Source organism: Rhodopseudomonas telluris (assembly GCF_042432815.1).
Classification (GTDB): domain Bacteria; phylum Pseudomonadota; class Alphaproteobacteria; order Rhizobiales; family Xanthobacteraceae; genus Rhodopseudomonas; species Rhodopseudomonas telluris.
The window spans coordinates 872,613-887,262 of sequence record NZ_JBHLWM010000001.1 but is presented as its reverse complement, the minus strand read 5'-3'; the positions used below and the strand labels follow the sequence as shown (position 1 = coordinate 887,262).

The following is a 14,650-nucleotide window of genomic DNA, read 5'->3' as shown; positions in this document are numbered from 1 at the left end:
GCGCGGCGTCGGCGACTCGGGACGGCGCCAACTCAGTTGCGATGGTCTGGGATGATGCCGAGCTTGCTCGCCGCCCGGATCAGGCTCGCTAGGCGAAGCGGGACGGATGTGCGACCGCGCCTTAGCGCGGCAGCACCGCGTGGAAGACCGATTTCGCCGCGAAGAGCACGTCGTCGGCCACCGACGGCTTCGGCGCCGGCGGAATGTCGCGCGCCGTCGGAATATCCGCAGGGGGCGCGATGCGAGCGCTGTCATAGCTCGCATCGACCGTTGCGGGTCCGGGCGTCGCGCCGACGATGCTCGATCCGGTCGTCATCTGATTGGCGGCAGGCCCCGCCACGTTGACCGGCGGCGGCAGCGGCTGCAAGGCGCCGGTGCTGCGCGGCGGATCCTGCACCCGGAACGCTTCGGTCTTGAGAGGCTCCGCCGGCTTGAACGGTTCGGCGGCCTTGACGGTCTCCGGCGCCTTCAGCGGTTCCGGGGCCCGGGCGGTGACCTCGGTCGGCTTGCTCTCGGACGCACGCAGCCGCTCGACGGCGGCGCGGACGACGTCGTTCGGATCGCGAGCAGCCTCGCGGCGCTCGTCCTGCGTCTTGGCGGGGTCGGGCGTCACGGTCGCGACGGCGGGCTTGGCAGCCGCCTTCTCGGCGACCGCCTTTTCGGCCGCAGCCTTCTCCGCAGCAGCCTTGTCGGCGGCGAGCTTGTCCGCAGCCGCTTTGTCGGCTGCAGCCTTGTCGGCCGCCGCCTTCTCGCGGGCCGTGGGATGCCGGAACGACGGCCGGTCAGCCGTCTTGGCCTTCCCGGGCTCGGCCTTCGGCTGATCCGACTTCAGATAATCGGCCTTCTCGGCCTCCGGAATCGATGCGGTCATCGCCGGCGCGGCCTTCGTCGCGTCGGGCTTCGGAGCCTCCGACTTCGCTTCCTGCGCGGCGGGAGCGGTGTTCGGCTTAACGATGTACTGATTCACGACATAAGCGCCGACGACGGTGGCGACCACCGACGGCAAAATCTGCCCGATCAGTTTTTCGGTGATGTATTTCAGCATGAACGGGCCTCTTCCCCGTGCGCTTGATGCTCGATATTTGAGGCTGATTCAGGGATCAACTGCGACCTCTCGGTGACATCGGGCGCCAGCGCCCGACGCCCGCCGCGTCGCCCGTCTATAGCTCTGCCTCGGGCCTTAACGCGCAGTTAAGCCTTGAGCTCGACCTCGAGAAATACGATCTCGGCTGTGGATTCATTGAGCACGTCGTGCTCGACCCCGGCCTTGCGGAAATACGACTGGCCGGCTTTCAGCTTGGCAATCGAGCGGGTGCCGTCCGGCGCCACGATGGTCATGTCGCCGTCGGCCACCGGCACGATGACGTAGTCCATACCGTGGCGGTGATGGCCGGTGGCGGCGCCCGGCGCCAGCCGCCATTCGGTGACCCGAACCTCGTCATTGTCGATCTGAACGGTGGAGGTCGCGGCGAGCGGCATGGAGAATCCTTCCTGGCGGGAGATGCGTCGGGAACAGATACCATCAATTCCGCCCGCTCCCCAGCGCGCGGCGAACGCAGACGCCGCAACCCGGGCATGCGCCGCCGCTTGCGCGACAGTCTGAAGCCTCGCCAGCCGCACGCTGCCGTCTCGCCAAACCGCTCGCGATGCGTATGATCGCGCATCATCCCCGCGATGAGACAACAAGCAAAAAAGGGAGCGCCATGTTTTCACACATCATGATCGGCACCAACGACCTCGAAGCCGCCAAGTCGTTTTACGACAAGCTGCTCGGCACGCTCGGCGTGGCGCCGGCAGTGGTCGACCGGCACCGGATCTTCTACCGCACCAAGACCGGGACCTTCGCGGTGTCGAAGCCGATCAACGGCGAGCCGGCGACGGCCGCCAATGGTGGGACGATCGGCTTCCTGGCCAAATCCCCGGAGGAAGCGGACGCTTGGCACGCCACCGGCGTCGCCAACGGCGCTACGCCCTGCGAGGACCCGCCCGGCGTGCGCGCGATGGGCGACCGGAAGCTCTACCTCGCCTATCTGCGCGATCCGGACGGCAACAAGCTGTGCGTCATGCACCCGATGGCGTGAGACGCACACCAACATCCGTCATGCCCGGCCTTGTGCCGGGCATCCACGTCTGTCGGAGGAAAAAAACGCGGTGGCGCGTGATTGCATTCCGGATCGGAGATGACGATGACCCATCCGGATGTATTCCACGTCGCCATAGATCACCAGCAGGCTCGTGCGGCGGCCGAGCGCTTGTTCGAGGCCGTGCAGCAGCAGCTTCGCGCTCTTCTCCCTGCGACGGCCGAAATTCTGCACATCGGCGCGACGGCGGTCCCGGGATGTCTCACCAAGGGCGACCTCGATATCGTCGTGCGGGTGGAGCGCAAGGATTTCCAAGCCGTCGAAGCCGCGCTTGCCGCCCGCTTCGCTCGCAATCCCGGCTCGATCCTGACAGATGAGTTCGCCGCCTTCGAGGACGAGGACCGCACGCCTCACCTTGGCATCCAACTCACGGCCAAGGGCGGCGCATGGGACGTCTTCCACCGCTTCACCGACGCGCTGCGCGCCGATCCCGATCTGGTGAAAAGCTACAATGCTCTCAAGATGGCGCATGACGGCCAAACCATGGAGCGTTACCGGGCGGCGAAGGACGCCTTCGTGGCCGATGCCCTGCTCCACGCTCCAGCCAAACCAAGTGGTTGAAAGCCGCGATTTAGTTCGGCCTCAAAACGAAAACGCCCGGCCTTTCGGCCGGGCGTTTCGCTTTTGGCGGTGTTCGGGCGCTTAGTGCGCCATCGCCTTGACGATGTTCTCGGTCATCTTCTTGGCGTCGCCGAGCAGCATCATGGTGTTGTCGCGATAGAACAGCGGGTTGTCAATGCCGGCATAACCCGACGCCAGCGACCGCTTGATGAACATCACGGTGCCGGCCTTCCAGACCTGCAGCACCGGCATGCCGTAGATCGGCGAGGTCTTGTCCTCTTCGGCCGCCGGGTTGGTGACGTCGTTGGCGCCGATCACGAACGCCACGTCGGCCTGCGCGAACTCGGAGTTGATGTCCTCGAGTTCGAACACCTCGTCGTAGGGCACGTTGGCTTCGGCGAGCAGCACGTTCATATGGCCCGGCATACGGCCGGCGACCGGATGAATCGCGTACTTCACCTCGACGCCTTCCTTCTTCAGCGTGTCGGCCATTTCGCGCAGCGCGTGCTGGGCCTGCGCCACCGCCATGCCGTAGCCCGGCACGATGATGACCTTCGAGGCGTTCTTCATGATGAAGGCCGCGTCGTCGGCCGAGCCGAGCTTGGCCGGGCGCTGTTCGCCGCCGCCGCCGCCGGCCGCAGCGGTTTCACCGCCGAAGCCGCCGAGGATGACGGAGATGAAGGAGCGGTTCATGCCCTTACACATGATGTAGGACAGGATCGCACCCGAGGAGCCGACCAGCGCGCCGGTGATGATCAGCGCCGAGTTGCCGAGCGTGAAGCCGATGCCGGCCGCGGCCCACCCCGAATAGGAGTTGAGCATCGAGATCACCACCGGCATGTCGGCGCCGCCGATCGGGATGATGATCAGGATGCCGAGCAGCAGCGCCACCACCGTAATGACCCAGAACGCGACTTCGCTCTGCGTGATCACCATGTAGATGATCGCCGCGAACATCAGCACGCCGAGCGCGATGTTCACCACGTGGCGGGCCGGCAGGATGATCGGCGCGCCGCTCATGCGGCCCGACAGCTTCATGAAGGCGATCACCGAGCCGGTGAAGGTCAGCGCGCCGATGGCGACGCCGAGCGACATCTCGACCAGGCTCTGGGCGTGGATGTTGCCGCGCTCACCTATGTCGAACGCGCCGGGGGCGTAGAACGCACCGGCGGCGACCAGCACCGCCGCCATGCCGACCAGCGAGTGGAAGGCGGCGACCAGCTCGGGCATAGAGGTCATCGGCACCCGCTTGGCGATCACGGCACCGATCCCGCCACCGATGGCGATGCCGGCGATCACCAGCACCCAGCCGAGCAGATCGGCCGGCGGATGGCCGGCAAGCGTGGTGACGATGGCGATCGCCATGCCGCTCATGCCCATCAGGTTGCCCTGACGGCTTGTGGCCGGAGACGACAGGCCGCGCAGCGCCAGAATGAACAGGACGCCTGCGACCAGATACAGAAATGCGGAAAGATTCGCGCTCATCGACGGCCCCTACTCACTTCTGCTTTTTCTTGTACATCGCCAGCATGCGCTGGGTGACAAGGAAGCCGCCGAAGATGTTGATACACGCAAAGATCAGCGCGACGAAGCCGAAGCCGCGCGCCCACAACGGACCGTTGTCGCTGCCGGCCAGCGACACGCCGACCGCCAGCAGCGCACCGACCACGATCACCGACGAGATCGCGTTGGTGACCGACATCAGCGGCGTGTGCAGCGCGGGGGTCACCGACCACACCACGAAGTAACCGACGAACACGGCGAGAACGAAAATCGACAGCCGAAACACGAACGGATCGACCGCCTGAACCATATGCTCCATTACAACTCTCCTTAGCGGTCGCGTTAAGCCGACTTCGGCTGGAAGTTCGGGTGGATCACGGCGCCGTCGCGCGTCAGCGCGGTCGCCTTGACCAGCTCGTCGTCCCAGTTCACCGCGAGCGCCTTCTCCTTGTTGACCATGGTCTCGAAGAAGCTGAGCAAGTTGCGCGCGTACAGGCTCGAGGCCGAGGCCGCGACACGGCCGGCCACGTTGGTGTAGCCGACGATCTTGACGCCATCGACCTCGACGACCTGCCCGGGCTGCGCGCCTTCGACGTTGCCGCCGCGCTCGACGGCGAGATCGACCAGCACCGAGCCGGGCTTCATCGACTTCACCATCTCGGCGGTGACCAGGCGCGGCGCGGGCCGGCCCGGAATCAGCGCCGTGGTGATGACGATGTCCTGCTTCTTGATGTGCTCGGCGGTGAGCGCGGCCTGCTTGGCCTGATACTCTTTGGACATTTCCTTGGCGTAGCCGCCGGCGGTCTGGGCGTTCTTGAACTCCTCGTCCTCGACTGCGAGGAATTTGGCGCCCAGCGATTCGACCTGCTCCTTGGTGGCCGGACGCACGTCGGTCGCGGTGACGATGGCGCCGAGCCGACGCGCGGTCGCGATCGCCTGCAGACCGGCGACGCCGACGCCCATGATGAAGACCTTGGCGGCGGGCACGGTGCCGGCCGCAGTCATCATCATCGGGAACACCCGGCCGAACTGCTCGGCGCCGTCGATCACGGCGCGATAGCCGGCGAGGTTGGCCTGGCTGGACAGCACGTCCATGACCTGCGCGCGGGTGATGCGCGGCATCAGCTCCATCGCGAAGGCGGCGATGCCGGCATCGGCCATCGCCTTCAGCGCGGCGTCGTTGCCGTAGGGATCCATGATCGCCAGCACCAGCGCGCCGCGCTTGTAGGCGCCGAGCTCGGCGGCTTCGGGCCGCTTCACCTTCAGCACCACGTCGGCGCCGTTCAGCGCATCCGCCGAGACGGTGGCGCCAGCGGCCGCGAAGTCGGCATCGGGCAGGCCCGATTTGGCGCCCGCATCGGGTTCGACCGCGACCTCGGCGCCGAGCGCTTTGAGTTTCTTCACCGTATCCGGCGTCGCTGCGACGCGCGGCTCGGCAGGGTCTTTTTCTTTGGCAACAGCAATCTTCATGAGGCCTCCGGCGGCGCGAAGCACGCGCGTGAGCGAGCGAGATCGGCACGCACCCCGCAAAAGTGGGACCGGTTTTGAACCGGGATGCGCGCTCAGTTCAGTTGAGGAGCTGGCCGTGACGGCCCCCCGGACTCCACGTTGCCGAGACCAGCTCCAGGAGAGCGCCGCGTGTAACGGCGCACTCCGGGTTAAATCAAGTCAGGAAAATCGCCATCATCGCCACGATCACGATGACGGCGGCGGTGCCGTACTTCACCAGCTTGATAAACCCTTCATAGGTTTGCTCATGCGCGGCGTAGTCGTTACCGGCGGCGGTCGTGTAGGCGACTTCGCGATGCTCTGCCATTCGTCTCTCCGGACAATGTTCGAGAAGCAGGGATGCAATTAACGCAATCTTATTGCGGGAGCAACGGCGCTGCAGCAATTAACAGCCTAGCCACTTTGGGTTCATCCCAAAGTCTAGCAGGCGCTCCTCCCATACCGCAGTGTGGTCGGAACGCGCGATGAGAACAAGCTCTTACGAAGCGCTTGCAACAGCTGAGTGATTATTCCGCGGTGCGGTGACACAAGGCGTCACGCTGGACGGCTGAGCATCAGCGAAGCCATCCTCAGGATGAGCTATCGCCTTTCTCCGTCATGCCCGGCCTTGTGCCGGGCATCCACGCCTTGCTGATCGAGACCCTGGAAAGGCGTGGATGGCCGGGACGAGCCCGGCCATGACGAGCGTGGAAGGACTGGTGCTAAGCCGCCGGCCAATTGTCCCTGATCCACCGCGTCAGCGACTGCTCGCTGACTTCGCCGGCGGCGAGGGAGAGGATCATGGCTGCGGCGTCGGCTTCCGAGACGACAAAGTCGACACCATTGACGCCCAGGAAGGTGTAGAGCGCAAGCAGCGAGGTTCGCTTGTTGCCGTCTACAAAGGGATGGTTGCGGGCCAGCCCAAAAGCATAAGCTGCTGCAAGCTCAGCGAGATCGGCCTGTTCGTAAGTCCATTTGTTGCGCGGGCGATCGAGCGCCGACTGAAGCATTCCTTCGTCGCGAAGACCGCCGGCGCCGCCATGAATCGCTAATTGCTCGTCGTGAATGGCGACGATCATCTGTTGTGTGAGCCAGAACGGCTCGGTCATTTGGCGAGCTCGGCAAGCGCGTTGTGGTAGCGCTTCATGCCGCGACGGGCCACTTCCATCGCTTTCTCGAAATCAGGATTCGAAGGCGTAAATCGAACGCCGCCGTCTGGCGTCAAGGTCGCGTAGAGCTGATCGCCGACGTTGAGGTTGAGCCGGGCCATCAGCTCCTTGGGGAAAATCAGGCCGGACGAATTGCCGATTTTCTTCACTTCGACAGTCGCAAGAACGCGGCCGGTTTCCACATCGATCTTGGTTTGGTCGTTCATCGCAAAGCCTCCGTTATACGAAATGTATAACGGAGGCACGCCTGCCGTTCAACAAATGTTTTACGGTATTTTAATCCCGCCCTACCCCATCGCCTCCAACTCGTCGATCATGCCGGCGATCACCGACAGGCCGCCGTCCCAGAAGCTGGGGTCCTTGGCGTCGAGGCCGAACGGGGCGAGCAGTTCGGAATAATGCTTGGTGCCGCCGGCCGAGAGCATCGCCAGATAGCGCTCGGCGAAGCCTTCCTGGGCGTGCTCGTAGACGGCGTAGAGCGAGTTCACCAGGCAGTCGCCGAACGCGTAGGCGTAGACGTAGAACGGCGAGTGGATGAAGTGCGGGATGTACATCCAGTAGTTCTCGTAGCCGGCCTTGATCTCGATCGCCGGCCCGAGGCTTTCGCCTTGCACGCTCAGCCAGATCTCGCCGATCCGCTGCGCGGTGAGTTCGCCGCTGCGGCGCTCGGTGTGGACCGCGCGCTCGAACGAATAGAACGCGATCTGCCGGACCACGGTATTGATCATGTCCTCGACCTTGCCGGCGAGCAGCGCCTGGCGCTGCTTGGCGTTCTTGGTCTGAGCGAGCAGCCGGCGGAAGGTCAGCATCTCGCCGAACACGCTGGCGGTTTCGGCCAGCGTCAGCGGCGTCGGCGCCATCAGCGCGCCGTTGCCGGCGGCGAGCACCTGATGCACGCCGTGGCCGAGTTCGTGGGCGAGCGTCATCACGTCGCGCGGCTTGCCCTGATAGTTCATCAGCACATAGGGATGCGCCGAGGGCGTGGTCGGGTGCGAGAACGCGCCCGGGGCCTTACCGGGCCGCACCGGCGCGTCGATCCAGCGATCGGTGAAGAACCGCTCGGCGATCCGCGCCATCTCTGGCGAGAACGCGTTGTAGGCGGTCAGCACCATGTTGCGCGCCTCGGGCCATTCGATGGTGCCGGTCGCGGCGAACGGCAGCGGCGCGTTGCGGTCCCAGTAGGGCAGCTTCTTCTTGCCGAACCAGCCGGCCTTCAGCTTGTAGTAGCGGTGCGACAGCTTCGGATAGGCGCCGCGTACCGACGCGACCAGCGCGTCGACGACTTCGCGCTCGACGCGGTTGTTGAGATGCCGCGAGTCCGCGACGTCTTCGAAGCCGCGCCAGCGGTCGGAGATTTCCTTGTCCTTGGCGAGCGTATTGGTGATCAGCGCGAAAGTGCGCTCGTTCGCCTTGAAGGTCTTGGCGAGCGCTTCGGCCGCGGTCTTGCGCGTCGCCGGCGAGCGGTCCTGCAGCATGTTGAGCGTCGGCTCGATCGCCAATTCCTTAGCCCCGACCTTGAAGCGCAGTGCCGAGATGGTCTGATCGAACAGCCGGTTGAAGGCGCCGTAACCGGTCTGCGACTTCTCATGAAACAGCTGCTCGACGCGGTCCTCGAGCTGATACGGCTTGTCCTTGCGCAGATCCTCGATCCACGGCCGGTAGTGGCCGAGCTCCGGCGTCTGCATCGCCCGCTCCAGCACCGCATCATCGACGCGGTTGAGCTCGAGCGTGAAGAACAGCAGATGGATCGACGCGGCGGTCAGACGTTCGGAGACGTCGCCGTAGAATTTCGACTTCACCGGATCGACGCTGTCGCCGGCATGCACCAGCCCCGCATAGGAGCCGAGCCGCCCCGCCAGATCCTCGATCGCCTCGTAGCGCTTCACCGCGCCGGCGAGCCAGACGCCGCCACCGTCCTTGCCGGTCTCCTCAGCGAGCTTGCCCTTGAAATCGGCCTCGAACGACGCGCAGTCCGCGTCGAGCTTGTCGAGATCGGCAGCGACTTCCGGCGCATCGATCGCCGGGTACAGATCGGCCAGATTCCACTCCGGCAACTTGGCGGCCTTCGGCGCGGCGGCCTTCTTGGCCGGCTTGGCCACCGGCTTCGGCACGGATTTGACCGGCTGGGGCTTGCGGGCAGCGACTTTGCCGGAGGTCTTTGCGGCAGGCTTGCTGGAGGTCTTGCCCGAGGTTCTGGCCGAAGTTTTCGGAGCACTCTTGGCGGCGCGGGAGGTGGCTGATTTCGACATGGAAACTTTCGTCAACGGCTTCAATGGCTTTGTAAAAAGCTACTCGTGACAACGTGGCTTCGGCAAGCGGCTCTTTCAAGGCGGGAGGTTCCATTCGGACGACGCGCGCGCTCGGAAGCGGCCCTGCGACAAGGCGGCGCGCCCTGCGTCGCTTGAACGCAGTGCGGCCGACCACTACGACTCGCTGCATGGTTTCGAGGAAATCATGTTCGCGGATCGCGTGAAGATCGCTGTGGTGGCCGCGCTGACGGCTTTGCTCGGCCTCACGCTGGCGCTGCGAACGCTGGTATCCCCGGAGGCCCTGACACCTGCTGTGGTGACCGTTCTGTTTACGGTCGCCGCGATCGTCTCCCTCTCCGGCATCGCGCTGCTCGGCCGCCGCAACGGCGCCGGCTGGCTCGATGCGGCCGGGCTGCTGGTTTACGTGGGTGTCGCCGTCTCGATCCTGATCGATCCCGACCAGTTGGTGCGCCTCGCGTTGCCATCCGGCGGATCCGAATGAGTTAATCCCTGGGGCGCCGCCGGCGTCCCGAAGTCACAACGTCCAAGGACCGGGCCCCTCTGGCAGTTCGCCTGAACTGTGATGTCGGACTGGACGTTCACACAGAGAGGCCCCGATGAACGAACTCCTCGCCGTCTTTACGCCCGAAGGTCTCACTGCGCTGGCTCAGGTCATCATGATCGACCTGGTGCTCGCCGGCGACAACGCCGTCGTGATCGGCCTCGCCGCCGCCGGCCTGCCCAAGGAGCAGCGCGGCAAGGCGATCCTGATCGGCATCATCGCCGCCACCGTGCTGCGCATTGCCTTCGCCAGCGTCACCGTGCAACTTCTGCAGATCCTCGGCCTGCTGCTGGCCGGCGGCGTGCTGCTGCTGTGGGTGTGCTGGAAGATGTGGCGCGAGCTGCGCACCGAGCAGCCGAGCGAAGAAGAGATCGAAGCCGGCGCCGCGTCCGGGGCGCCGACCAAAACGCTCGGCCAGGCGGTGTGGCAGATCACGCTGGCCGACGTCTCGATGTCGCTCGACAACGTGCTCGCCGTCGCCGGCGCCGCGCGCGAGCATCCGATCATCCTGGTGTTCGGGCTCGGCCTGTCGATCGCCCTGATGGGCCTCGCCGCCAGCTTCATCGCCCGGCTGCTGCACAAGCACCGCTGGATCGCCTATGTGGGCCTCGCCATCATCCTGTATGTGGCCGGCGACATGATCTATCGCGGCGCCCTCGAAGTGTGGCCGCATGCCTTCTCGGCATTTTCGAAACTTTCATGAAGCATTAACGCTTTCACGCCCATGGTGCACCAAATCGGGACAGTTGAGCCCCGAGTCACTTGGGTGTGTGAGCGTAAATGGTTGAGCGCGTTTTGATTGCGGACGACGATCCGGTGCAGCGCCGGCTCGTCGAGAACATGGTGCAGAAGTGCGGTTACGAGACGGTGTTGGCCGATAGTGGCGATGCCGCGATCGCGCTGCTCACTGCGCCGGATGCGGCCGCGATCGACGCCGTGGTGCTCGACCTGGTGATGCCCGGCCTCGACGGCCTCGGCGTGCTCGGCAAGATTCGCGAACTCGGCCTCAACGTCCCGGTGATCGTGCAGACCGCGCATGGCGGCATCGATAACGTGGTGTCGGCAATGCGCGCCGGCGCGCACGACTTCGTCGTCAAGCCGGTCGGGATCGAGCGGCTGCAGGTGTCGTTGCGCAACGCCCTCAACGCCAGCGCGCTGAAAGGCGAGCTGCAGCGCATCCGCCACAGCCGCGACGGCATGCTGACATTTGCCGATATCATCACCCGCAGCGAGTCGATGGCCACCGTGCTGCGGGCCGCCGAGAAGGCTGCCGGCTCGTCGATCCCGGTGCTGATCGAGGGCGAATCCGGCGTCGGCAAGGAGATGTTCGCGCGCGCCATCCACGGTTCGAGCGATCGCCGCGCCAAGCCGTTCGTCGCGGTGAACTGCGGCGCGATCCCCGACAATCTCGTCGAGTCGATTCTGTTCGGCCATGAGAAGGGCGCCTTCACCGGCGCCACCGACCGCCACATCGGCAAGTTCGTCGAAGCTTCCGGCGGCACGCTGTTCCTCGACGAAGTCAGCGAGCTGCCGCTGGCCGCGCAGGTGAAGCTGCTACGCGCGCTGCAGGAAGGCGCCGTGGAAGCCGTCGGCGGCCGAAAGCCGCAGAAGGTCGACGTTCGCATCATCTCGGCGACCAATCGCCGGCTGCTCGATCGCGTCAAGGCCGGCCAGTTCCGCGAAGACCTGTTCTATCGCCTGCACGTGCTGCCGCTGACGGTGCCACCGCTGCGGGCGCGGCGCGAGGATATCGCGCCGCTGCTGCGGCACTTCCTGGTGCGGTTCTGCGCCGAAGAGAATCGCAGCATCGGCGGCATCAGCGGCGAGGCGATGGCCCGTCTCGCCCAGCTCGACTGGCCGGGCAACATCCGCCAGCTGGAGAACGCCGTGTACCGCGCGGTGGTGATGAGCGAGACCGATCAGCTCGGGCTCGATGATTTCCCGCTCGCCAGCGCCCCCTCCACTGTGCCGACCGGCGAAGCCGATGGCGAGCCGCTGATCCTGGAGCCGCCGACCGCGGCGCAATTCGTCGCCGCCAATGAGGTGCCGATCGCGCCGGTCTCGACTCACGGCCAGCTGCCGATGCTGAGCGGCGGCGACGTCCGGCCGCTCGACGAGATGGAAAGCGAGATCATCCGCTTTGCGATCTCGCATTATCGCGGCCAGATGTCGGAGGTCGCGCGGCGGCTGAAAATCGGCCGCTCGACGCTGTATCGCAAGCTCGACGAAATGGAGGCGGCTCGCGCCGCGCAGGCATCTACGGCGGCGGACACGCCCTGAGAGAATGTGGCGCGGCGGAGGCAAAGACTCCTGCCGGAACATTTTGAACCGTTGCGGCGTAGTGACAGACAAAGCTGGCGACCCGTGGCACAACCGCGTGCAGAGCGGCTGAGTTCTGTACGCTAGGGTGTACGCGGTCAGTTTGTCGTGAATCTACCTGACCGGCGCTGGCCGCTCTGAAAGAGCGCGTGTAACGTTCGCGCCACATAAAAAACGTCGAACCGCCGCCGCGCGGATCGATCCGGCAATACTGCCTGCGGGCAGCTTCTCCCAAGGGGTGCACGAATGCGAGATCACTCGACTGGCCGCCGCGGATTCGAAGGCGTGCTGATGGCCGTTGCGGCGACCTTCCTGACCGTGTCGGCAACTTCCGCGATCGCGCAGACGAGCCCGAAGTCCGCCTCCGACCTCGCCATCGACGCCGCCGTCCCCGTTCCCCAGCCGGTCGACCTGCCGCCGCCTTCGATTGGTGACTTCAAGCCCGAGTCCGTCGCTGTGCCGGCGACTCCGCCGGCTGCTGCGAAGACCGAATCGAGCACCGAAGCCGCCAAGACCGACACCCCTGCCAAGACCGACAGCGCAGCCGCGCCGTCCGCCGCTCCTGCGCCGACCGCCGCGGCTCCCGAAGCTGCGCCCGCCGCGACCGCCACCGCACCTGTGGCCGAGCCCGCCAAGGAGCCGGCGAAGCAGCAGGCCACCAAGGATCAGGCCGCCGAGCCGCAGAAGGCCGCCAGCAACGTGCCGGCCGCCGATCAGGGCGTCGCCGACAAGCTGCGCGAGACGATCGCCACCAAGGCGTCGAAGTATTTCGACCGCAAGGCCGAGCGCGCCGCGGTCGAGAAGTTCTACGAGGCGCGCGACTACGCGCCGGTCTGGACCAATGCGGGCGCGCTGACCTCCGCCGGCAAGGGCGTGATCGCGCGGCTGAAGGACGCCGCCTCGGACGGTCTCGATCCGACCGACTATCCGGTCCCCGATTTCGCCGCCGCGACGACGCCGGACGCGCTCGCCGAAGCCGAGCTGCGGCTGACCGAGAGCATGATGGACTATGCGCGGCAGGCGCAGAGCGGCCGGATGCACTGGTCGCAGGTGTCGGCCGACATCCAGTATCCGGAACATCCGATCGATCCGGTCGAAGTGCTCGCCAACGTCACCACCGCAAAGGACGCCTCCGCGGCACTCGACAGCTACAACCCGCCGCACAAGCTGTATCAGGAGCTCAAGAAGAAGCTCGCCGAGCTGCGCGGTGAAGGCGACAACCCGGCTGCCAAGATCGCCGACGGCGAGACCCTGAAGTACGTCCCGGCGCGCAAGAAGCAGGCGGCCGTGACGATGGACGATTCGCGCGTGCCGCAGCTGCGCGCCAAGCTCGGCGTCACCGCGAACGCCGACAGCACCACCTACGATGCCGACGTCGCCGATGCGGTGCGCAAATTCCAGCGCAGCGCCGATCTGAAGCCGACCGGCGTGCTCGACGATCGCACCGTGAAGGCGATGAATACGCCGAAGCGCGACCGCACCATCGACACCATCCTGGTCAACATGGAGCGCTGGCGCTGGCTGCCGCGCCAGCTCGGCGCGCCGGCGATCGGCAACGCCTACGTCATCCTCAACATCCCGGACTACACGCTGAAGCTGATGCACAACGGCGCGCCGGTGTGGACCACCCGCGTCGTCGTCGGCAAGCCCGGCAAGCACGCCACCCCGCTGCTGACGGAGACGATGAAGTACATCACCGTCAACCCGACCTGGAACGTGCCACCGTCGATCATCAATAACGAGTACCTGCCGGCGCTGGCGCAGGACCCGACCGTGCTCGACCGCATGGGCCTCAAGCTCGAGCGCAACCGCGACGGCACCGTGCACATCTCGCAGCCGCCGGGCGAAGCCAATGCGCTCGGCCGCATCCGCTTCAACTTCCCGAACAAATTCCTGGTGTATCAGCACGACACGCCGGACAAGAATCTGTTCGGTCGCGACGAGCGCGCCTTCAGCCACGGCTGCATGCGGGTGCAGAACCCGGATCAGTACGCCGCGGCGCTGCTGAACATCACCATGCCGGAGAAGGACTACACCCCGGCCAAGATCCGCTCGATGTACGGCCGCACCGAAGTCGACCTGAAATTCCCGACGCCGATCCCGGTCAACATCACTTACCAGACCGCCTTCGTGGACGACCACGGCAAGCTGGAGCTGCGCAAGGACATCTACGGCCGCGACGCCGCGATGCTGGCGCTGCTGCGCAACGACAAGGGCAAGAACCTGGAAGCGGTGGTGGCCCATGCCCAGCCGAGCTACGCCCGCGCCAAGATGCCCCCGGGCGTGAACGTCGCCGGCGACTACACCGGGTCGACGCAGTCCTCCGGCTTCAACTTCTTCGAGCGGCTGTTCGGCGGCCCGCCGGCACCCCCGGCGCCGGAATACCGCCGTCAGCAGCGGTTCACCCACTGAGGCGCGGTTCCCGCCGTTAAGCCAAAAAACCGAATTGGAACAAGGGCTCATCCGCGGATGGGCCCTTTCTATTAACCATTGTCCATCAGGATGCTGGCAGCGGGCTCGATTTCGCCATAGTCCGCAGCTTATGGTTGACGATCGACTTGGGGAAACGGGCGTCGTTTTCGGTTCGATAAGACTCCGTTGACGGTGCAATAACTCTGTTACGCTGACTTGGGGTTGCGGACAGGGTTTCCGTTCGAT

At 65.5% G+C, this 14,650-nt stretch carries 15 protein-coding genes; 6 read left to right on the top strand and 9 right to left on the bottom strand.

Annotated features, from left to right (window positions below; all coding sequences use genetic code 11):
* Window positions 1-121: 121 nt before the first annotated feature.
* Together ACFFJ6_RS04080 and ACFFJ6_RS04075 are read right to left on the bottom strand one after the other, a co-directional pair.
* Window positions 122-1,045, bottom strand: a complete 924-nt coding sequence (locus ACFFJ6_RS04080) for a hypothetical protein (RefSeq protein WP_378384623.1) — start codon at window positions 1,043-1,045, stop codon at window positions 122-124.
* A gap of 146 nt (window positions 1,046-1,191) precedes the next feature.
* On the bottom strand, window positions 1,192-1,479 hold the full coding sequence (locus tag ACFFJ6_RS04075; protein ID WP_378384621.1) for a cupin domain-containing protein: 288 nt from the start codon (window positions 1,477-1,479) through the stop codon (window positions 1,192-1,194).
* 224 nt (window positions 1,480-1,703) lie between these two features.
* Here ACFFJ6_RS04075 and ACFFJ6_RS04070 point away from each other — a divergent pair, with 224 nt between their 5' ends.
* Entirely contained in the window at window positions 1,704-2,081 is a 378-nt protein-coding gene (locus ACFFJ6_RS04070; RefSeq protein ID WP_378384619.1) for a VOC family protein, read from the top strand.
* Between the two features lie 105 nt (window positions 2,082-2,186).
* Window positions 2,187-2,702 carry a GrpB family protein gene (locus ACFFJ6_RS04065; protein ID WP_378384617.1) on the top strand — a complete coding sequence of 172 codons (516 nt, stop codon included), beginning with the start codon at window positions 2,187-2,189 and terminating at the stop codon, window positions 2,700-2,702.
* Window positions 2,703-2,783: 81 nt separating this feature from the next.
* On the opposite strand, the gene ACFFJ6_RS04060 is transcribed toward ACFFJ6_RS04065, so the two are convergent.
* From ACFFJ6_RS04060 to ACFFJ6_RS04030, 7 genes are all read right to left on the bottom strand, one after another.
* The gene (locus tag ACFFJ6_RS04060) at window positions 2,784-4,187 is read right to left on the bottom strand and encodes an NAD(P)(+) transhydrogenase (Re/Si-specific) subunit beta (RefSeq protein ID WP_378384615.1); all 1,404 of its coding nucleotides are present in this window, start codon (window positions 4,185-4,187) and stop codon (window positions 2,784-2,786) included.
* A 13-nt stretch (window positions 4,188-4,200) separates the two neighbouring features.
* Entirely contained in the window at window positions 4,201-4,524 is a 324-nt protein-coding gene (locus ACFFJ6_RS04055; protein WP_054164493.1) for a proton-translocating transhydrogenase family protein, read from the bottom strand.
* 23 nt (window positions 4,525-4,547) lie between these two features.
* Window positions 4,548-5,675, bottom strand: coding sequence for a Re/Si-specific NAD(P)(+) transhydrogenase subunit alpha (locus tag ACFFJ6_RS04050; protein ID WP_378384612.1), 1,128 nt, complete (start codon window positions 5,673-5,675; stop codon window positions 4,548-4,550).
* Between the two features lie 193 nt (window positions 5,676-5,868).
* Window positions 5,869-6,021, bottom strand: a complete 153-nt coding sequence (locus ACFFJ6_RS04045; protein WP_054164495.1) for an aa3-type cytochrome c oxidase subunit IV — start codon at window positions 6,019-6,021, stop codon at window positions 5,869-5,871.
* A gap of 394 nt (window positions 6,022-6,415) precedes the next feature.
* Window positions 6,416-6,802 (bottom strand): type II toxin-antitoxin system death-on-curing family toxin, encoded by a 387-nt coding sequence (locus ACFFJ6_RS04040; protein WP_378384610.1) that lies wholly within the window; start codon window positions 6,800-6,802, stop codon window positions 6,416-6,418.
* Window positions 6,799-7,068, bottom strand: a complete 270-nt coding sequence (locus ACFFJ6_RS04035) for an AbrB/MazE/SpoVT family DNA-binding domain-containing protein (RefSeq protein WP_378384608.1) — start codon at window positions 7,066-7,068, stop codon at window positions 6,799-6,801. The genes ACFFJ6_RS04040 and ACFFJ6_RS04035 overlap by 4 nt, the downstream gene beginning before the upstream one ends.
* A gap of 81 nt (window positions 7,069-7,149) precedes the next feature.
* Window positions 7,150-9,111 (bottom strand): M3 family oligoendopeptidase, encoded by a 1,962-nt coding sequence (locus ACFFJ6_RS04030; protein WP_378384606.1) that lies wholly within the window; start codon window positions 9,109-9,111, stop codon window positions 7,150-7,152.
* Window positions 9,112-9,316: 205 nt separating this feature from the next.
* On the opposite strand from ACFFJ6_RS04030, the gene ACFFJ6_RS04025 reads away from it, so the two are divergent.
* From ACFFJ6_RS04025 to ACFFJ6_RS04010, 4 genes are all read left to right on the top strand, one after another.
* The gene (locus ACFFJ6_RS04025; protein WP_378384604.1) at window positions 9,317-9,613 is read left to right on the top strand and encodes a hypothetical protein; all 297 of its coding nucleotides are present in this window, start codon (window positions 9,317-9,319) and stop codon (window positions 9,611-9,613) included.
* 115 nt (window positions 9,614-9,728) lie between these two features.
* Window positions 9,729-10,376 carry a TerC family protein gene (locus tag ACFFJ6_RS04020; protein ID WP_378384602.1) on the top strand — a complete coding sequence of 216 codons (648 nt, stop codon included), beginning with the start codon at window positions 9,729-9,731 and terminating at the stop codon, window positions 10,374-10,376.
* Between the two features lie 77 nt (window positions 10,377-10,453).
* Window positions 10,454-11,953, top strand: a complete 1,500-nt coding sequence (locus ACFFJ6_RS04015; protein WP_378384600.1) for a sigma-54-dependent transcriptional regulator — start codon at window positions 10,454-10,456, stop codon at window positions 11,951-11,953.
* A gap of 285 nt (window positions 11,954-12,238) precedes the next feature.
* Window positions 12,239-14,404 (top strand): L,D-transpeptidase family protein, encoded by a 2,166-nt coding sequence (locus ACFFJ6_RS04010; RefSeq protein WP_378384598.1) that lies wholly within the window; start codon window positions 12,239-12,241, stop codon window positions 14,402-14,404.
* Window positions 14,405-14,650: the final 246 nt, after the last annotated feature.